The organism is Escherichia sp. E4742 (assembly GCF_005843885.1).
GTDB lineage: Bacteria > Pseudomonadota > Gammaproteobacteria > Enterobacterales > Enterobacteriaceae > Escherichia.
In genome coordinates, this window is sequence record NZ_CP040443.1 from 4,483,754 (window position 1) to 4,501,502 (window position 17,749).

Below are 17,749 nucleotides of genomic sequence, written 5' to 3' on the forward strand. Positions count from 1 at the left end.
AGTTCTCTGGTACTAAATGGGGCAAATTGGGGGCAAACTTTGCAACTACGATAACCGCGCATTCAACATGGCTACCTGTTCGTCGTTCATGTCCTCAATCCACATGCCGTAAATTTCATACACCATCTGCGCAGTTTCATGCCCCATCTGGCTGGCTATAAATGCCGGGTTCGCTCCTGCCGTCAACAGCCAGCAGGCAAAAGTATGTCGCGTATGGTACGGATTACGGCGGCGAATACCAGCACGTTTTACTGCTGCATTCCATCTCGCACCCAAACTGCTTACCGAGTAATAAGGTTTCTGTTTTCCGTTACACACTCTGGGCATGAAAACAAAATGCAGTTTTTGCTTTTCGGTTCTGCCGTACTCCCGATGATAAAAGGTGATTTCGCTTTTGCGATGATGCCCGGTCAGTTTGTATTGCTTCTTCAGTGCTTCAAGAGCAGGCTGTAGTAGTGTTACCGTCCGGATCCCCGCATTTGTTTTTGGGGGACCGAACATATCAAGTATCGTCAGGTTTCTTCTGACATTCACAATTCCCTTCTCGAAATCCACATCCTCCCACGCCAGAGCAGCCAGTTCCCCGTGACGAAGCCCGGAGTAAACGGCAAATTTCCACAAGTTCTGGCTCTGTCCTTTTTCACTTTCCATTAATGCATTGAATTCTGTTTTAGATAACGGATCAGGCTTTATTCTGTTTCGCTGTAATTTTTTTACTCCTTCAAATGGTTTGGTTGATATAAATCCCGACTGATACGCAAAACGTAACAACGAACAGAGCAGGGCAATATAGTTATCAACTGTGCGCACGGTTCTTCCTTTTTTGTTGGATCTTGGATTATCCAGGTAAAGCGTTTCTCCATGCAGCAGTTCATTCCGGTAGTTTAAGATATCGCTATAACGAATATGTGATATCGGGGTACTCTCACAAATTATTATCCTGAGTGTTTTTAATTGTGATTTCGTTTTCTTCATTGTGTTTGTTGTTAACTCTGTTTCTTTAATTTTTGTCCAGATATCACAAAGCTCGCCGAACGTTTTTATGAACCTCGTTGTCACCATTTTTGCCCCAGTACTGGACTGGGGAAAACGTCTTAAATACTCAAATTCACCGGAGTTGATTTCATGAACTATCAACGCTCTTAAATTTCCGGCCTTTTTAATGTTACTGTTAGTAACCTCCCAGCCTTTCAATGTTTCCCGACATCGTTTTCCTCGAAACATGAACCAGATGCGAATGTATTTACCTCGAATCTCGACACCTGTTGGTAATTTAGACATATCATGAGTCTTTGATAAACTGATTTATCTTTGGATAGTTGTACCAGATAATCCCTCGCTTACTGTCTGGCTTCCCTAAAGGAGATACTCGTTTGAAGTGGAAGCCTTCCACCCAACAGTTCTGGCGGTATGCTTCAATTTGTCTGGCCCCCAGACCAGTGCGAAGCATCAGGCCGTATTCAACCATCCACTCTTCATTAAAGATTACTTGTGCCATCGCATCACCTCTGGCAGGCGCCAATGTTAGACTGAAATTGACGCCCGATGTTGATTATTAATAATCAGCTATGAAGTTTTAATTTGAATACAATGCAATTCACGAGGACTGAAGTTTCTCGCAATTAAAATTTATCAGTTTTACTTTCTGCTCTCTGGAAACGCCTGCTTCTTTTTTACCTGAGAGCATTTTTTCGCATTCTGATTTCGTTAGTTTAGATTTTGAATATCTTGTCCAGTTAGTAGGAGTGCCTCCTTCCTTTTCAATAGTGGCGGTAATTTTATACATGAACACCTCCATTATTATTCCCAGTGGTTCGTTTATTCCATCTTTCGAGTGCTTCTTTTTCACTTCCACCATAACCGGTTCGGGATTCGCATCCGTTACACTTCGCTCGGTAATATCCTGAAATGGCTTTCACCGTTACTGATGGACAACCACAAAATGGACATGGTTTAACATTGTCATATCTCATAATTTTTCTCATAAAAAATATTTCAAGTTGGCGGTGCATTACACCGCCAGGCTGAATTATTCCTCTGAATTATCGATTACACTGTATTCCCCGGTTAATACAGAGGAATCTGCAGGATCGATTGTCAGTGGTTCCTTTTCATCCATTGATACTGCACGCTGGATCTCAATTGATACGGGCAGGTATTTGAACAGGCGACGAATAGCCGTTTTCTTTGCCATTTCTTCCCAGTGAGTTACCCACGGCCCGTTATTACCAGCTTTACTCTGGCTGCGCACCAGCTCAATCTGTTTGCGCGTCATAACTTCAAACTGAGTACCTCCGTCTTTCAGTCTTGCGACAGCATAGACGTGGGTAACCGGGGCATCTTCGTTTTCTCCTGGGCGGTGTATTAACTTTTCATCAAGGCCAAATTCGAAATTAAACTCGTCACCTTCACGGACAACACGGGCTGACAGGCTGGCGATTTGACCTGAACGGCGAGCCAGATCAATCATGCCGCGATAGCCAATGATTAGCTGAACGTTTTTTTTACCGCTCTTTTCGTTTTTATTACCAAAAGGCAGTAAATATGCATGACCGAGGGCGCTACCGGGCTCAAGTCCGAGCTGTGAACACTGTACGATTGCACTGACAAAACTCATAGTGTCACAGTTTCCTAACGCCGGAACTTTACGAATTTCTGTGGTGGCGATACGGATCATACGTTCAGCCGTCATATGGCGTGGAAGAGCTGCTGCCAGTTGCTCTTTCATTGATGGCTGGTTAATAAAACTAATCACGTCGTTATTTTTAACTGCTGCTGGTGCACGGTTTCCCTGAGTTTTTTGCAGATCGGCTTTTGCGATTGGTGGTTGCTTAGTCATTTGCATATTCCTTAGCCCAGCGGGGCAGTGATAACGTCTTAATAGCTGGCCATTCATCGGTATTGAGGCAGTCAGCCAGGGTTCGCAGATTGCGGTGATATTCCAGCTGACCTGCCAGTTTTGCTTCTTCGCCCATCATGAAAATTTCAACCGGATAACGTCCGCATTCAATAGTTGTGCTGGCAACCAGAAAAACGAAAGTTGGCTGCACTCCAAACTGTACTTCATAACCGTCACTGTAGAATGCATCCTGAACGTGATAGCGGTAGTCGTAATAAGCGGTTTTGAATCGTTGAATATCCGCCGTAGTTTTCACGTCCATGATCCAGTGAAATTCAGGGATAATTTTGTCCGGACGGCACCGACACAAAATTCCTGTTTCAGGATCTTCCCAGTAAATTGATGATTCAGCGTGTCCGGCGCTTTCAACAAGCCATTGCCCCAGCGGCAAAGCCATAACGCTTTGATACATGAGTTCAATTTTCCGGCCTTCTTCCGCATTGATAACCGTTTTTCCTGTGCTTGCGCATTCCATCAGAAACGCTTTCTCTTCTTCTTTTCCGGCGTTTGTACGGCGGTTAAATTCAGGTGCTACGATAAAGCGGTTACTGAATTCTTCCGGTTCAAGTACCCGGCAGTGGAAAGCGGTTCCTAAATCGAGCGTTTTTGTCTTTGTGGTGTCCACGGGGGCATTTTTACGCCACAAATACAGTGCCGGAGTATCAGCAATGTCGTCGAGCTGAGACTTACTGACACCGGGACCCGCGTGGTAATTCTCATTCGAAATTCCGTAATAAATACCAGGCTCTATGTCTCCTGCGATTACGGGATCTGCGACTTCGCCAGTTTCATCACTGCAATCGCGATGCGGATCGCTGCCAGCATTCTCATTGTGCGTATGTTCTGCGCCTTCCATTTCCTCCGGATCATTTTCCTTAGCTTCAACCTGATTCGCTTCATCGAATGTTTCCTGGTATGTTGCGTCGCCCATTACCACACCACAGTCAGGGCAGTTATCCCCGCCAGTCTTGCCACAGGCATTGCAGACTTTCTCCGGTTCCTGTTGCACTACTGGCTCAGGTTGTTTCACATCCGGGCTGGTTTTTTCAGTTTCTGGCGTGTTTTGTTTCGTTTCTGGCTGGTTCTGGTACACAGAATCGCGAGTCTGGATCCCCTTAACCCATTTCGGATCGTTCGGGTCGCTAATTCCGTCAACAAATTCACCACGTGATGCAGCAAGCAATTTGTCGGCATCGACAGGATTTTTTGATGGAATGTTTTTCCGGGCTTCATGGAGTTCTGCCCGCAGTTCCTGATATTTCGCATCAACAGAATTTACCTGTGACTGAGCATCCAGCGGCTGCGTGTCCTGATGATGTTCAGTTGCGTCCGGTTCCATTGTTTCAGCCTCTCCCTGTTCATCTGCCGTTGTTCCAGATGGTTGCGGTTTTTCATCATCATCCTGTTTTCCTTCTTCTGTTACACGCTGTGGCATCGGGGCAGAGGAGCGACCGCAGGCAATATCCACGATTTCCGGATCAGGGTTGGCATGATCTGTTTCAGTCAGTACCCTGTTCAGATATTCGGTGACATGGTGCGAGATAGCCTCTATACCGATTGGTGCTTCTTTTACGGACGCAACCACGATGGCGCGGGAATAATCCAGCCCGCCAGGCATGGTGATGAATTTGTCGCGGAAAACAGAAAAGGGCGGTTTATTTTCAGCGATAATTTCCTCAATGCGTTTAGCGTGTGCCGGATGAAGGTTATAGATGTCCACGTCCATTGAACGGGCCAGTACACCAGTGGCTACATCGCGCGCCAGTGATGCATCATCGTGGACAAAACCTTCGCCACGGTCGGTAAGAATACCGCCACCGGCATTTGCGCCCGACGGGGTGCGATTGATTTCAGATACGCAATTTCCCTTCGCCAACTCTTTTGTCAGTAATCCCTGATCCAGATAATCAGTTTTCATCCAGGTGGAAATGAATTTGTCGAATTCAGCAGGGCTGATGCGACGGGTTTCTGTGCGGGTAAACACTCTGGATACCGACTCCGCCAACCTGCCAAGATGATGGTTTGCCAGCTTATCCAGTTCAGGATGAGAACGTACTGCTGTAAGCAGGCTCTGGAGGTAGCTATTCTCCGTATCCATCTCCATCCGGATGACGTTATTACGCTGTTCCGGCGTGGCGTGATTGCTGTATTTTCCATCTTCCATCCGACCGAAAAAGAAGAGATGAAGGAAACGATGAGTAAGACTGAGTGTGGCTACAGGGATTTCGCAATCCTGGCAATCCCCGTGGGCGTCTGCCTGCGCGTTTTCTTCCTGGTTTCCAGCCAGTTCTTCGGTTTCCCGGGTATTCTCCTGATGGTGAACGTCGTCTGGAGCGGCTCCCGGTTTTAGTTCCCAGGTCATGGAGTCTTTGCTGAGTTGATAGCGTTCACTCCAGGTAAAATCGATCTCACCTTCAGGGGGAAGGTCATTAACGACAGGAAAATTCGTGGCAACAGGTTTAAAATAGCTGCTCAGTTTTTTACCTGACTTAACGAGCAGGTAGTCCAGAGTGGCACAGGTCGATTCAAAATCGTCGCTTGCCCACAGGACGACGTCAGGTTCACCGGATGATTTTTTCGCTTTCCGTAACAGGAAGAGTGGTTTTGTGCTCATTGTTTTTTAACCTCAACTCAGATTAAAATTCGTTTTGTTCAGTGAATGATCTTGCCGGATACACACTGTTCATAGCCTGCGCCATATGCAGGCTATTTCTTTCAGATTTCACCTTTTAATTTCATTGCAATCAGAGTTGCCAGAAATTCGGCTTTTTTTTCTGCGGGCAGATTCTTTCCGGTATGCACCAGGCACATTTTTTTGACACCTTCGTGAAGTGTTTTAACGTTGCCTGATGGAGCGTCGATATCAACCACAGTGAATGGGGTTTCTTTATTTTCTGTTTTAATCACGTAGCCAATACGCTTTCCTTCCAGATTAACCTCGTGAACAATGTCATCGGTAGTTACAACAGTGGCTTCATAATTGGTAATCATGTTTTTCTCCTTAATTAAGGTTGAGCGAATCCCTGCCATTGCTGGCATAAATTCAGTTTCGAATAGTCAGTTAATTAAAGTTCGTGTGCCATCTGGTCTTTTTCGGCACATATTTCACTACAATATTTTTTCATTTCCGTCGTTGGGATAACTCCACGCATGAAATGAAGTGGTCTTTTAATGCTTTTGCTTTCTTTAACTTCTTTATCGCAAAGGTGATAAGCACATTTTATTTTCATGATTTTCTCCTGTGAGGCCTGCGGGAATTTCTTCATTTACAGGCCGGATAAATTTCTCAACAGGGAAACATTCGCCAGCTACTTTTTGCTCAATAGCTGCGGCCTTGCATTCAGGTTCGGAGTTATAAATTCCGGTAACAACATCCTGAGTTTCGCCTGATGTCAGAAAAACGGTCATGACAAGAGCGAACAAAGTGTTCATTTATTTTACTCCCGGTCGCAATTGCAAACTGAATAATGGCCTGCTCAAACATTTCTTCATCCTGTAAAAATACAGCGATGGCGAATTTACTCTGTGCGGCACTGATAGCTGTTAGATGATTACGTTCCATAACGCCACCTGAGCTACTTTATTCCTCGGTAACTTTATAACCATTAATTTCCAGAAATGTAGCGATATCCTGATATGAAAATTTTTCCAGAAGCTCATGAAGACGCCCCTCTGTTGAAAAGTATTCTGCTATTTCTTCGGCTCCAACCATTTCAATAATAGCGTCGTTATCTTCAACTGAATCAATCAGGTCTGATAACTTCACGCCATTGACTTCAATACATAATTTTTGATTGTAATCGGGCTTAACCTGTACATCTTTTGCTGTTACTTCAAAACTTATCTCTTGCATATAATTCCCTTCCTGGTTACTAAATGAACTTTGTTGATGCGGTGCCTGGTGCCTCCAGGTGACTGCAACCAGTTAACAATTACAGTCGGCTTTCCCACCCAAACCAATAAGGACTAACATGACTTTTAACTGTTCCGCGTGCGCTGAGCCGCATTCACCGCATCACAAAATTCACTTTAAAAAGGGCGGACATCAGTCGAACTTCAAGAAAAAACTGATGCCGCCAAGACTACACACAGCAGTGTTGTTATTCACAACCGGAGGCGCACTCCAACCATTTAAATTTAACAGACAAGACCGACTCTTTATGGATATCGGAAATGCGCCTTCGTGTTGCGCCCGGTTTTATTTCACCACCTCCGGGCTTTGGTGGCCTCGGCTATACCCCTACAGCGAGAATATTGAATTAATCCAATAAATGGATTAGCTGGTATTTTTGGCAAGCCAGCGACGTGCGCCTGTTTCAGTTTTAAATGTTTTGCTTTTGGTATACGTCATAGCAGTGAACGTTCCATCCTGGTTGGGGAACACGCCGCACACAAGGGATTCGTTATTGCCGAGGTCGATTTTTTGCATTTTTCGCACCTCACATCTTGTTGTTGCGGATAGAGGCTTCTGCTTGCCAGAGATCCCAGTCGTTCCTGCGTAGAGCCTGTACAGCTTGGTTGTAAGTGATACCGCAACAATCCATCAAATACTGAACTACTTCGTAATGCTCCATCTTATCTCTCCCCTTAACGCCGGGTGGCGGAACTGTTTGCTGAGAACACCGTGCGGTGTCTTGATGGAATGTAATTTAGTTTTCTCATGTTAACAGGTCAAGTGTTTTTGATGAGAAAACTCAATATCAAATGTGAAATAAAGCCAACACATTGAAATGTAAGGCTTTAAATTTTTATGAAGGGATGATTATTGATGCTTATTACGTTTGCGAGCTTCTAGTAGCTCGGTGAATAGGCGATTAAAATTCTCAACGCGGGCACGAAGTTCGCTGATTTGTGCTTGTTGCTCTGATTTTGGTAGTGCGCGATATAATCGCAACATCTCAAACTCATCTTCCGATAAGTCTAAGGCGTTGTTGAGTGCAACTGGGGGATCCGGTGTTTTATCCTCGTCGCCAAACAGTATCCAAGTCGGTGAGCATTGCAATACCTCGGCTAGGCGATGCAAATTTTGCCCGCGCGGGGCTGTATGGTCACTTTCCCACAATGAAATTGATGAGCCAGATACGCCAGCAGCCTTGCTTAAATCGTTTTGACTTAAGCCAACCTGTTTGCGTCTTTCTCTAATTCGTTGACCTAAAGTTTTCTCGTTCATATTTAGATATCTTAATAATCCTTGACTTGAGATTCCTTGAGTGATTAATATTGAGAAAACTCAAGTGTGGGGGAGTGATGTTTAAATCAGACGTAATTAATTTTTATGGCACGAAGGCCAAAGTGGCGAAAGCTGCTGGCGTTGATCCATCTGCTGTTTCTCAATGGGGAGAACTGGTTCCCGAAGGTCGCGCGATGCGCCTACAAAAAGCATCTGGCGGGGAGCTTCAGTACGACCCCAAAGTTTATGACGAATATCGTAAGGCAAAACGACCTGGGAAGGTGATTCATGAAAATCAGGCATGAGCACATCGAATCAGTGCTGTTAGCCCTGGCAGCCGAAAAAGGGCAGGCGTGGGTCGCTAACGCAATTACTGAAGAATATCTGCGGCAGGGGGGCGGCGAATTGCCCCTGGTACCAGGCAAGGACTGGAATAATCAGCAGAACATCTATCACCGTTGGATAAAAGGTGAAACGAAAGCGCAAAGGGAAAAAATTCAGAAGCTGATCCCAGCAATTCTGGCAATTCTTCCGCGCGAGCTGCGTCATCGACTCTGCATCTTCGATACCCTGGAACGCCGTGCATTACTGGCGGCGCAGGAAGCGTTGAGTACGGCAATTGATGCGCATGATGATGCAGTTCAGGCCGTTTACCGGAAAGCGCATTTCAGCGGCGGTGGGTCTTCCGACGATTCTGTCATTGTTCATTAAGCAAAAGTTTCCATGCTGGTTGTGCTTATTCTAAGCCACCGGGCAGCATCATACGGGGCAATTATGGCCGCATTACCATACATGCAACTGTACATAGCTGATTACCTGGCTGACACCATGCATTTGTCAGCAGAGGAACACGGTGCGTATTTGTTGCTGATGTTCAATTACTGGCAAACAGGAAAGCCAATACCCAAAAACAGGCTGGCAAAAATTGCCCGTCTGACTAACGAGCGATGGGCTGATGTTGAACCATCCTTGCGGGAGTTTTTTTGCGATAACGGCGACGAATGGGTGCATCTTCGGATTGAGGAAGATCTGGCATCAGTCAGGGAAAAGTTAACCAAAAAATCAGCCGCAGGAAAAGCATCTGTTCAGGCCAGAAGAAGCAGAAAGGAAGCAGATGTTCAAACAAAACAAGAGAGAAATTTAACAGGTGTTCAAACATATGTTGGAGTGGTGTTTGAACATGATGCCAACACAAAAGCAACTAATAAAGATACAGATCTAAAAGAATTAAACCCCACACATAACGCGCGCGTACGCGAGAGTACTCCGACAAGTGAATCGAACGGTACGCCATCGCAGACAACGGAACCCGAATATCTTGACGGCCTGATTGAACCCATCGGGAAATTTCCGATGACCGATGGCTGGCATCCGTCGCTGGATTTTCGACGACGGGCTGCACTGTGGGGCGTTGCCCTGCCAGAGCCGGAATTTACACCTGCCGAACTTGCTGCCTTCCGGGACTACTGGACGGCGGAGGGGAAAGTTTTCACGCAGGTTCAGTGGGAGCAGAAATTCGCCCGTCACGTAAATCACGTCAGGGCGCAGGTTAAACCAGTCAGCAAGGGGGTGAGCCATGCAGCAGCACCAGGTGGCACCGCATCACGGGCAGTTCGGGAAATTCGGGCAGCACGTGAACAGTGGGAACGTGAAAACGGATTTATCAGCGACGGAAACGGCGTGGAAGCTGTGGGAACTCATGGGGGAGGTTTATTCGAACCGCTGGACCCAGAAGAACGGAACCGCACCTTCGAAGCTCTGGATTGCACAGATTGGTGCGATGACTGAGCAGCAAATCCGGCAGGTCTGCCGCCAGTGCATGGACCGCTGCCGGGCGGGTGAAACATGGCCTCCGGACCTGGCTGAGTTTGTGGCGCTGATTTCGGAGAGTGGGGCAAATCCATTTGGTCTGACGGTGGATAACGTGATGGAGGAGTACCGCCGCTGGCGCAACGAGTCCTGGCGATACGACGGGAGTGATAAATACCCGTGGTCTCAGCCCGTGCTGTATCACATTTGCCTCGAGATGCGGGCAAAAGGGATTGAGCGTCAGATGACCGAAGGGGAGTTAAAACGACTTGCAGAACGGCAACTAGCGAAATGGGCAAAGCTTGTTGGTGATGGCCTCAGTGTTCCGCCCGTCCGGCGGCAACTGGTAGCACCAAAACGCCCGTCGGGGCCAACTCCAATTGAGTTGCTGAAACAGGAATATGAACGCCGGAAAGCGGCTGGGTTTGTTTGAGTTGAGAAGTAATTTTACCGGGAGGAAATTTATGGAGACTGTTTTTGACGCACTGAAAGCAATGGGAAAAGCCACGTCGGTAGAACTGGCTACGCGACTTGATATCAGTCGAGAAGAAGTGCTGAACGAGCTGTGGGAACTGAAAAAGGCTGGCTTCGTTGATAAAAGCGTATACACCTGGCGTGTGGCTGATAACAACGTTCAGCAGGAACAGCCAGCACAGGCAGTACTGCCGGAAGAAACCACCACGGCAACAGTCGTGAAAATTTCGGAGAGCGATTTAAAAGCGACGATTGAGCAACGTGGACCACAAACGGCGGATGAACTGGCTACGCTGTTCGGTACCACATCCCGCAAAGTGGCTTCAACGCTGGCAATGGCAATCAGCAAAGGTCGTCTGATTCGCGTAAACCAGAACGGTAAATTTCGTTACTGCATACCGGGCGATAATTTGCTGGTGCAGCCAGAAAACACTTCCGAGGTCGAAACTAGCGGTAAGTCCCAGCTTCAGCCTGCAGAGGCCATTTTACCAGCCCTGGAAGCGGCGACGCAGGAAGATATTAAAACAGAAACTGTGGCGGACATTGTGCAATCGTTGCCATCGTTTACTGAAACGCGCGCGGATGACCTGATTTTACCATCACTGCATATGGCAAACCGCGAACTGCGTCGGGCGAAAGGCCATGTCCAGAAGTGGGAGCGTATCTGCGCCGCGCTGCGAGAGTTGAACAAGCACCGGGATATTGTCCGACAGATTGTCGATTCCTCCAGTCGTATTGTGTCGGAAAAGTGATTGCCGGAGGCGCTTATGGCAAAAGTTTTTACACAAGAAGAGCGGGAAAAAATTAAGGGGCAGGTTGTTGAACTTGTGCGCCAGAGTGGGCGCGAGACGCTACGACAACTGGAAGCTAAGACGGGTGCGACAAGATATTTAATGAGCGTTCTCGCCAGAGAGCTGGTTGCCAGTGGCGATGTATACAATTCTGGCTACGGGTTATTTCCGTCTGAACAGGCTCGTAAGGACTGGCAAAACGCCCGTAAAAAACTATCAAGAGCAAAGGTGAAGAAACCGGTTGTGGTTGATCCTGACCTTATCTGGTCATTACCAGACGGAGAAATACGCCGCTACGACAGGCGTATGAACATAATCTGTCGCGAGTGCAGGAAAAGTGAAGCTATGCAGCGTGTGCTGGCGTTTTATCAGGGGAAATTTCAGGAGGTGGTGCGGTGAGTGAATCAAAATGCAGGGTTAATGGCAATCAGATAGAACCGTGTGCGGCATTGGCAAAAGCACTCGAATATGGAAATCCAACATTTAAGAGCAAAGGTATATTTATCCCGGGGCGTGTGAACATAAACACTGGCGAGCCAGGCTTAGACATTGCTCAAATTCACTCTGGTCAATATGTCGGTCGTGGCGTTGCAATGTGTTTTTGCCCGTTCTGTGGTGAAAGTCTGAAAACGTGGGAGAACAGAAATAAATGAAATTAAAGAAATACCAGTAATACGTGATGAATATGGCTGCTGGACGCATCCTGAATATGAAAAATTCTGTGATGGTAGGGAATATATTTCAACGGAAGAGTTTAACGCCTGGATGGCGGAAAATAATCTTCAATGCGTCCTCTGCTTCAGAGACGAAGGATGTGCTGACCTTGATGCGTGTGATGCTGATATTTCTGCATGGGAACCGGAACGACCAGAGGGCGATGGATGGTTTATTGGTTCGATACATGACACCGAAGATGGCCCGGTTTGTGTATGGCTGAGAAATAAGGCCGAAGAATAAAGGCTATAAACCACCTGACAACAAAACACTGAAAAATTAAATCAGAAGTGATTTTTATTAAATCCTTAACAGGAGGGGGTTCTGTACCCTCAAATAATAAGGAGACCGCCCGAAAGGGCGGTGGAGATAATAATGGAAATAACGAAAGAACGATTATTGGAAATAGCAAATCTTAGTGATAGGGCATTAAGTGATGGGAGAATTATTTCTCCTGATGCCTATGAATCAGTTACGAGTATAGAAATAACAACAATGGCTAGAATGCTGCTTGGTTATTTCAAAATAGAGAATAAAAATCAGATGGATAGTAATTTTGATATATGTGAGCTTTTAGACGGTTGGGGGGCTTGGGTTGTGGCTGGTAATAGTTCTATATATTGGCAGGAAATAGCTGATAAATATAAAAATATTTTTCCTCATGGCAAAAAATTACGTCGTCAGTGCAGCAATGATGAAGGGCGAGTGATTGACATTAGTATCCTTAGGTTAGAAAGATATAAGCAACAAGAATATGAGTTAATTGTTGCTCATTTCGTGATTGGTTTATCTCTTCGTGCTATTGCAAAGCAACAAGGATGTTCAGATGGAACAATTCGTAAAAGATTGCAAAAAGCCTTAGGTTTTCTGAGCGGATATATAGCAATTACCAGTTAAGAGTCTGCGGATTTTTTACCAGTGTAATGGTATAAGGATACTCCCATGTGTCTTACATGATATGGAAGCGCTGTTGCTGGATGCTTTGAGATACTCTTAAAGCGGAGGGGAGAGCCTTCCGCTTCAATTTCTGCGTCCGAAACAGTCGTAGAGAAAATTCTTTCCATTCATTGAATTTTACTGCTGATTTGTCAGACTTTATATAAATTAGAATTCCTCCATGATCGTCACGTGACGTACCCGTGCCGTAACGTTCGGTTAGCTGAATCCAGCCATTGTGAATAGACTTGGGGCCTCTCCATAATTTTGCTTCACCAATCCATTCGAATTTTCCGAATTGATGTTTAACTAATAAATCAACGTGACCGCCATGTTGAGTATCATGTTCAACATCATAAAACCTACCTTTCAGGAAATTTTGATCGACGCTGTTAGCTCGTCCTCTCCCCACTTGGCATCTTGATAGAAGTGTTTGTCATTTTCTAAATTCTGAATAGCGTCGTCTAAATCTTCATAGAGTTGCTTTACAAAAATATTTTTGTCTGCAGCTAATTTTCTTTGAACCATTCCCCTAAATTCAGGATCCATTCTAATTAATGATTGAAGATCTGCAGTACAGATGTTTACATCACTCATGCAGACTCTCCAAAAGACTCGAAGGAGTAAAGTATGGATAAAGATACTGGCTAAAATTTTCAACCAATTCGCCAGTTTCTGGATGGTAAAAACTTCCTGTGTCTAAAGCATAGGAAATAAGATCATCTTCAACTGGGATTGGTTCTTCCGTTAAATTATCAATGTATTGAAAATGCATATCCAATAGATGTGCTTTATAGCTAGATAAATAATCTGTTGCTTTTATTAGCAGGATATAGTCATCTTTCGTGTCAGTTAGATAGGTCAAACCATTGATAAGAGTTTTGTATGTAAAGTGATTGATATTTTTAGCATCTTTACTAACCAGAAAAAGAAAAAGATCACGACACACACGGCGAGCAGGATCATTAAAATCCTGCTCTATTTGCGTGATAATGTCGTGATATATACTCTTTTTCATTTATGGCCTGATGATTTCGCTCTTCTTTTCTCTTCACAGGACTTAACAGAATCCAATATTTTTTCAACAATAAATATAATCGAATCAATATTGTTACAGTTCTTCGCAATTGCTTCATGCAACCTAATTCTAGGATTATCAAGCATCGTCCTTTTCCCTGGTAATATTAACTCTACTGATAAAATATGTGAAGAATTTTGTGGTAAATCCCAAACTTTTCCCAACTTAAACTTTGTCAGTATTGGGCTTGCGGACTCTCCACTATGATGGTAAACATCTTGACGCAAACACTTTTGACTTGGTTTGAGTTTTAAAGAACTTGTATTGCCATCTGAGGTGATAAAAGATACATGAGAAATTCTGCCATCTACTTTTTCGTAAAGATCTTGTATTGAACCAAATAATTCAAGAGGATTGTTTAAAATAACGCCAGCTTCTTCTTTTATAAATTTAGCCACAAGGTATTGTTGAGGCTGTGATTCACTTCTTGGAAGGATAGATAAATCAATCGTAAGAATTAATATTTTTTCTGCAGGCATTAGCATGATGGTATTAAAGCATTGCGTGACTTGGCGTGTTTTGCATTTTATTTCTCCGCCATTAGCACGTAATTCCATACCCGCATCGCTAAGATGTGTTGGGTCAAGTTCTATCACTTCAGTGTAATACGCTTTGGATAAAAAAACAGCGGTGTCAATTTGTTTGTCACGAATGATATCTTGACGTAGTTCAGCAAAATGCAGCTCAGTATCAGCAACTAACAGCTCCTCTCTGGATAAAGGCGTTGGGTATTTTTCTGAGAAGGGGCTATTGTCCTTTTTCTGATTTGTGAAAATTGTTTGTAATTTTGCTACGTCTTCATCGGTGATTTTATAAATAGAAAGTAATCGATTCCCGCTAAAAATTAAACCTTTCCAGAAATCGTCGATCCTGTCTTTTAGGTCGGGATTATGCTGAACTACACTATTTACACGTTCAATAAAAAGGGGTAATCCTTGGGCTGTTACACCCAGTGATGAACCAAGAAGCTTACGGGTGTTGCGCCAGCCAAAGCGCGAATTGATGTTTTTTACTGTCTGCTCAAGCATTAACACTTCCTTAATTTTCCCTTAACAATTTAGGGTGCTAAACTTTTTAGGCAGTTTACACAAAAAAATAGTGCGTACGCAAAAACTATCTAACATGTTGAGCTTTAACCGGAAAATTTGTATATGTTGTGAGCATAAAGTTGGCTGAGAAATCTAAAACGGGTAGAATGACTGCGGGTGCTTGAGGCTATCTGCCTCGGGCATGAACACCAAAGGCAGATAGAGAAAAGCCCCAGTTAACATTACGCGTCCGGCAAGACGCTTAACATTAATCTGAGGCCATATCTGTATGCGACACATAAAGATTAGCCTCTTAACAGTAAGAAATCAACTAACAGGGGGGGGCTGTAATGCGAAGGAGCTATGTGTTTTGTCTGGTGGTGGTTTGTATCACCATTCTGGTATTTGTCTGGATGGTTCGCGGTTCGCTATGCGAACTGCACATCAAACAGGGTAACACAGAGCTTTCGGCGTATTTAGCCTACGAAGTTGAAAAACGTTAAGAGCCACGGCGGGGAGCAATCCCCGCCACTCTTTAAGTTGTCAGGTATCCTCAACGCACCCGCACTTAACCCGCTTCGGCGGGTTTTGTTTTTCATGAATAAGGGATTAATAATTTTAACTGAAATTATATTGCCTTGTTGTCCGAATGGTTAGTTAATCATTCGATATTGTTGTATTTGTTGTATTTGTTGTATTTGTTGTATTTGTTGTATTTGTTTTTATTTTGGCTTTATCGTTTGCGATTGCTTCGAAATAAAGATTAATTAGAATTCATCCGTTTTGAGTAGCGCGCAGGGAGAAGATGGATGGACCTTGAAAAGGGGAGAGCTATTTATCTGGAAGGATTCTGAAGATGAAAATCGAAGAATTGCATGAATTGTTTAGTGAAAATGGCCTCTATGCTGTGCGCGTTGAGAATGGAACTATTGTCAGTCACTGCCGCATTAAATGTTTACAATCCCAGCAAAGGAAGAGCGGTGCTGTGTTAATTTATTTTGTGGATGGACTTATGGTGGACGGTTTTATTTTACGTGAAGATGAATTTGTCACATCATTACAGGCTTTGAAAGAGATAGGACTTAAGGCTGGATTTTTTGCTTTTGAGACTGAGTGAATTCATCTACAATTCAGCACAGGGTTGACCCCCTGCTGAGTAACACCGTGCCACCGGAGAAAACCGATGGCACATATACAACTGGTCAAACAAACTTCTTCTGGTTTACTTCTCCCGGCGACGCCGGAGAGTTGCGATTTTCTGCATCAAATAAAAATAGGCGAGTGGATACACGCTGACTTTAAGCGTGTTCGTAACTACGCATTCCACAAGCGTTTTTTCAAACTCCTGCAACTCGGATTCGATTACTGGACTCCGGTCGGTGGGGCGATCACGCCTCGCGAACGAACACTGGTGTCAGGTTTCGTTGATTACCTGTGTGACTCGGTAGGCAGGGAACATACGCCAGCCCTGAGCGAAGCCGCAGAGCAATATCTGAATACAGTTGCGACACGCAGAACCCAGGATACGGCATTACTCAAGTCATTTGACGCCTTCCGTGAATGGGTAACCATTCAGGCCGGATTTTACACTGAGCATTTTTATCCGGACGGTAACCGCGGGCGTCGGGCGAAATCCATCGCGTTTGCGAATATGGACGAAACCGAGTTTCAGCAGGTTTATAAATCTGTACTGAATGTGCTGTGGAACTGGATTCTGTTCCGTAAATTTTCCTCTCCGGAACAAGTCGAAAATGTGGCTGCACAGCTGCTGGAGTTTGCGTGATGGCAGATTTACGTAAAGCGGCGCGGGGCCAGATGTGTCAGGTCAGAATTCCTGGCTACTGCAATCACAATCCCGAAACTTCCGTGCTGGCGCATTACAGACTGGCGGGGACGTGTGGAACAGCGACAAAGCCACACGATATGCAGGCTGCAATTGCCTGTAGCTCATGCCACGATTTAATCGACGGGAGAGTAAAAACCAGCGATTACACCAAAGAAGAATTACGCCTGATGCATGCAGAAGGTGTTTTTCGCACACAAGAAATCTGGAGAAAGGAAGGTTATTTATGATTTACCCAACAAATACAGGAAAAAGCGGGGAACACCTTCGTCTCACCACGCTGGAAAGTGTCTGGATTCAGGGAAAACTGCGTATGTGGGGGCGCTGGTCGTATATTGGCGGCGGTAAGACGGGGAATATGTTTAACCAGTTGCTGGCATCCAAAAAATTGACGAAAACAGCCATCAATGAAGTTCTGCGCAGGATGAAAAAAGCGGGGATTGATAAGACGGAACTGGAGGCATTTTTGCGGGAAATGCTCGACGGTAAGCAGAAAAGCTGGTTGTCTCATTGTACTGATGCCGAGGCGTTATGTATTGATCGGGTAATTAGCGAAGTGCTGGTCGAGTATCCGGGATTAATTAGCATCCTCCGACAACGATATGAAGGGCGGGGAATGAGCAAACTGAAAATGGCAGAGCAGTTAAATGAAAATCATCCTGACTGGACATTAATTACCTGTCGACGTCGTATCGATCAATGGCTGATGATTGCTGAATTTATGCTTTATAAACCAATGTTCACGGCACAAAAAAAACTATTGCAAAGTGAGCAATAAGCTGCTTCAATTCAGTTACGCTTCGCAAAGCTGTATCGCGAGGTTAACCAGAAACGTGAACTTAAAAACCCGCCACAGGCGGGTTTTTTTATTTCTGAAGCTTGATTAAAAAATGCGCGATTAAATTGTTGTATAAAATATATTTTGTGCATATTTATAACTGTTTTTAAATTTATATACAAAGCCGACAAAATGGAAATCTAAAAATAACTTTACAAAACTTGACGTT

The 17,749-nt window shown here is 44.7% G+C and carries 28 protein-coding genes and 2 pseudogenes; 14 read left to right on the plus strand and 16 right to left on the minus strand.

What is annotated here, in order from left to right:
* Positions 1–45: 45 nt before the first annotated feature.
* The 13 genes from FEM44_RS21765 to FEM44_RS21830 all read right to left on the minus strand — a co-directional run bounded on the left by FEM44_RS21765 (position 46) and on the right by FEM44_RS21830 (position 8,069).
* Entirely contained in the window at positions 46–1,281 is a 1,236-nt protein-coding gene (locus FEM44_RS21765) for a tyrosine-type recombinase/integrase (protein ID WP_135522677.1), read from the minus strand.
* Position 1,282: 1 nt separating this feature from the next.
* On the minus strand, positions 1,283–1,498 hold the full coding sequence (gene xisR / locus FEM44_RS21770) for an excisionase XisR (RefSeq protein WP_000079604.1): 216 nt from the start codon (positions 1,496–1,498) through the stop codon (positions 1,283–1,285).
* Positions 1,499–1,597: 99 nt separating this feature from the next.
* Positions 1,598–1,786 carry a DUF1187 family protein gene (locus FEM44_RS21775; RefSeq protein WP_001302840.1) on the minus strand — a complete coding sequence of 63 codons (189 nt, stop codon included), beginning with the start codon at positions 1,784–1,786 and terminating at the stop codon, positions 1,598–1,600.
* Positions 1,779–1,973 carry a type I toxin-antitoxin system endodeoxyribonuclease toxin RalR gene (ralR, locus tag FEM44_RS21780; RefSeq protein ID WP_001317028.1) on the minus strand — a complete coding sequence of 65 codons (195 nt, stop codon included), beginning with the start codon at positions 1,971–1,973 and terminating at the stop codon, positions 1,779–1,781. The genes FEM44_RS21775 and ralR overlap by 8 nt, the downstream gene beginning before the upstream one ends.
* A 56-nt stretch (positions 1,974–2,029) precedes the next feature.
* Positions 2,030–2,839 carry a recombination protein RecT gene (recT, locus tag FEM44_RS21785; RefSeq protein WP_032317649.1) on the minus strand — a complete coding sequence of 270 codons (810 nt, stop codon included), beginning with the start codon at positions 2,837–2,839 and terminating at the stop codon, positions 2,030–2,032.
* Entirely contained in the window at positions 2,832–5,513 is a 2,682-nt protein-coding gene (gene recE, locus FEM44_RS21790; protein WP_135522676.1) for an exodeoxyribonuclease VIII, read from the minus strand. Before recE ends, recT begins: the two co-directional genes overlap by 8 nt.
* 101 nt (positions 5,514–5,614) lie before the next feature.
* On the minus strand, positions 5,615–5,890 hold the full coding sequence (locus tag FEM44_RS21795) for a hypothetical protein (RefSeq protein ID WP_138159182.1): 276 nt from the start codon (positions 5,888–5,890) through the stop codon (positions 5,615–5,617).
* A gap of 74 nt (positions 5,891–5,964) precedes the next feature.
* Complete coding sequence (locus FEM44_RS21800; protein WP_240726841.1) at positions 5,965–6,129, minus strand: Rtr1/RPAP2 family protein phosphatase; 165 nt, start codon at positions 6,127–6,129, stop codon at positions 5,965–5,967.
* Complete coding sequence (locus FEM44_RS21805) at positions 6,095–6,331, minus strand: DUF1482 family protein (protein ID WP_135522674.1); 237 nt, start codon at positions 6,329–6,331, stop codon at positions 6,095–6,097. The genes FEM44_RS21800 and FEM44_RS21805 overlap by 35 nt, the downstream gene beginning before the upstream one ends.
* On the minus strand, positions 6,252–6,461 hold the full coding sequence (kil, locus tag FEM44_RS21810) for a host cell division inhibitory peptide Kil (protein ID WP_000440741.1): 210 nt from the start codon (positions 6,459–6,461) through the stop codon (positions 6,252–6,254). Before kil ends, FEM44_RS21805 begins: the two co-directional genes overlap by 80 nt.
* A gap of 18 nt (positions 6,462–6,479) precedes the next feature.
* Positions 6,480–6,752 carry a hypothetical protein gene (locus FEM44_RS21815; protein WP_001156287.1) on the minus strand — a complete coding sequence of 91 codons (273 nt, stop codon included), beginning with the start codon at positions 6,750–6,752 and terminating at the stop codon, positions 6,480–6,482.
* 423 nt (positions 6,753–7,175) lie between these two features.
* Entirely contained in the window at positions 7,176–7,328 is a 153-nt protein-coding gene (locus FEM44_RS21820) for a DUF1391 family protein (RefSeq protein WP_001169149.1), read from the minus strand.
* A gap of 333 nt (positions 7,329–7,661) precedes the next feature.
* Positions 7,662–8,069, minus strand: a complete 408-nt coding sequence (locus FEM44_RS21830; RefSeq protein WP_001003377.1) for a helix-turn-helix domain-containing protein — start codon at positions 8,067–8,069, stop codon at positions 7,662–7,664.
* A 77-nt stretch (positions 8,070–8,146) separates the two neighbouring features.
* Between FEM44_RS21830 and FEM44_RS21835 the strand changes: the two genes are divergently transcribed.
* From FEM44_RS21835 to FEM44_RS21875, 9 genes are all read left to right on the plus strand, one after another.
* On the plus strand, positions 8,147–8,374 hold the full coding sequence (locus tag FEM44_RS21835; protein WP_000476989.1) for a Cro/CI family transcriptional regulator: 228 nt from the start codon (positions 8,147–8,149) through the stop codon (positions 8,372–8,374).
* The gene (locus FEM44_RS21840) at positions 8,358–8,780 is read left to right on the plus strand and encodes a toxin YdaT family protein (protein WP_135522673.1); all 423 of its coding nucleotides are present in this window, start codon (positions 8,358–8,360) and stop codon (positions 8,778–8,780) included. The genes FEM44_RS21835 and FEM44_RS21840 overlap by 17 nt, the downstream gene beginning before the upstream one ends.
* Before the next feature lie 12 nt (positions 8,781–8,792).
* Positions 8,793–9,857: a DUF1376 domain-containing protein gene (locus tag FEM44_RS21845; protein WP_135522672.1), complete on the plus strand. Its 1,065-nt coding sequence runs from the start codon at positions 8,793–8,795 to the stop codon at positions 9,855–9,857.
* The gene (locus tag FEM44_RS21850) at positions 9,850–10,311 is read left to right on the plus strand and encodes a replication protein P (protein ID WP_240726834.1); all 462 of its coding nucleotides are present in this window, start codon (positions 9,850–9,852) and stop codon (positions 10,309–10,311) included. Before FEM44_RS21845 ends, FEM44_RS21850 begins: the two co-directional genes overlap by 8 nt.
* 31 nt (positions 10,312–10,342) lie before the next feature.
* Positions 10,343–11,104: a DUF1627 domain-containing protein gene (locus FEM44_RS25325; protein ID WP_135522671.1), complete on the plus strand. Its 762-nt coding sequence runs from the start codon at positions 10,343–10,345 to the stop codon at positions 11,102–11,104.
* Positions 11,105–11,119: 15 nt separating this feature from the next.
* Positions 11,120–11,542, plus strand: coding sequence for a DUF977 family protein (locus FEM44_RS21860; protein WP_135522670.1), 423 nt, complete (start codon positions 11,120–11,122; stop codon positions 11,540–11,542).
* Positions 11,539–11,796 (plus strand): hypothetical protein, encoded by a 258-nt coding sequence (locus tag FEM44_RS21865; protein WP_135522802.1) that lies wholly within the window; start codon positions 11,539–11,541, stop codon positions 11,794–11,796. Before FEM44_RS21860 ends, FEM44_RS21865 begins: the two co-directional genes overlap by 4 nt.
* Positions 11,789–12,100: a hypothetical protein gene (locus tag FEM44_RS21870; protein ID WP_135522858.1), complete on the plus strand. Its 312-nt coding sequence runs from the start codon at positions 11,789–11,791 to the stop codon at positions 12,098–12,100. The genes FEM44_RS21865 and FEM44_RS21870 overlap by 8 nt, the downstream gene beginning before the upstream one ends.
* Before the next feature lie 132 nt (positions 12,101–12,232).
* A complete protein-coding gene (locus FEM44_RS21875; RefSeq protein ID WP_240731797.1) occupies positions 12,233–12,754 on the plus strand; it encodes an antiterminator Q family protein in 522 nt (173 codons plus the stop codon).
* On the opposite strand, the pseudogene FEM44_RS21880 reads toward FEM44_RS21875, so the two are convergent.
* The 3 genes and pseudogenes from FEM44_RS21880 to FEM44_RS21890 form a co-directional block, all read right to left on the minus strand.
* A pseudogene (locus FEM44_RS21880) lies at positions 12,751–13,342 on the minus strand (hypothetical protein). The gene FEM44_RS21875 and the pseudogene FEM44_RS21880 sit on opposite strands and share 4 nt — an antisense overlap.
* 40 nt (positions 13,343–13,382) lie before the next feature.
* Positions 13,383–13,811 carry a hypothetical protein gene (locus tag FEM44_RS21885; RefSeq protein WP_135522801.1) on the minus strand — a complete coding sequence of 143 codons (429 nt, stop codon included), beginning with the start codon at positions 13,809–13,811 and terminating at the stop codon, positions 13,383–13,385.
* Positions 13,808–14,899: a hypothetical protein gene (locus FEM44_RS21890; RefSeq protein ID WP_135522800.1), complete on the minus strand. Its 1,092-nt coding sequence runs from the start codon at positions 14,897–14,899 to the stop codon at positions 13,808–13,810. The genes FEM44_RS21885 and FEM44_RS21890 overlap by 4 nt, the downstream gene beginning before the upstream one ends.
* 350 nt (positions 14,900–15,249) lie before the next feature.
* Here FEM44_RS21890 and FEM44_RS21895 point away from each other — a divergent pair, with 350 nt between their 5' ends.
* The 5 genes and pseudogenes from FEM44_RS21895 to FEM44_RS21915 all read left to right on the plus strand — a co-directional run bounded on the left by FEM44_RS21895 (position 15,250) and on the right by FEM44_RS21915 (position 17,520).
* Complete coding sequence (locus FEM44_RS21895) at positions 15,250–15,402, plus strand: Hok/Gef family protein (protein ID WP_135522799.1); 153 nt, start codon at positions 15,250–15,252, stop codon at positions 15,400–15,402.
* A 353-nt stretch (positions 15,403–15,755) separates the two neighbouring features.
* A pseudogene (locus FEM44_RS21900) lies at positions 15,756–16,044 on the plus strand (hypothetical protein).
* Between the two features lie 38 nt (positions 16,045–16,082).
* The gene (locus FEM44_RS21905) at positions 16,083–16,682 is read left to right on the plus strand and encodes a DUF1367 family protein (protein ID WP_138159184.1); all 600 of its coding nucleotides are present in this window, start codon (positions 16,083–16,085) and stop codon (positions 16,680–16,682) included.
* Positions 16,682–16,972, plus strand: coding sequence for a DUF1364 domain-containing protein (locus FEM44_RS21910; protein WP_000774471.1), 291 nt, complete (start codon positions 16,682–16,684; stop codon positions 16,970–16,972). Before FEM44_RS21905 ends, FEM44_RS21910 begins: the two co-directional genes overlap by 1 nt.
* On the plus strand, positions 16,969–17,520 hold the full coding sequence (locus tag FEM44_RS21915; RefSeq protein WP_001602397.1) for a DUF1133 family protein: 552 nt from the start codon (positions 16,969–16,971) through the stop codon (positions 17,518–17,520). Before FEM44_RS21910 ends, FEM44_RS21915 begins: the two co-directional genes overlap by 4 nt.
* Positions 17,521–17,749 lie beyond the last annotated feature (229 nt).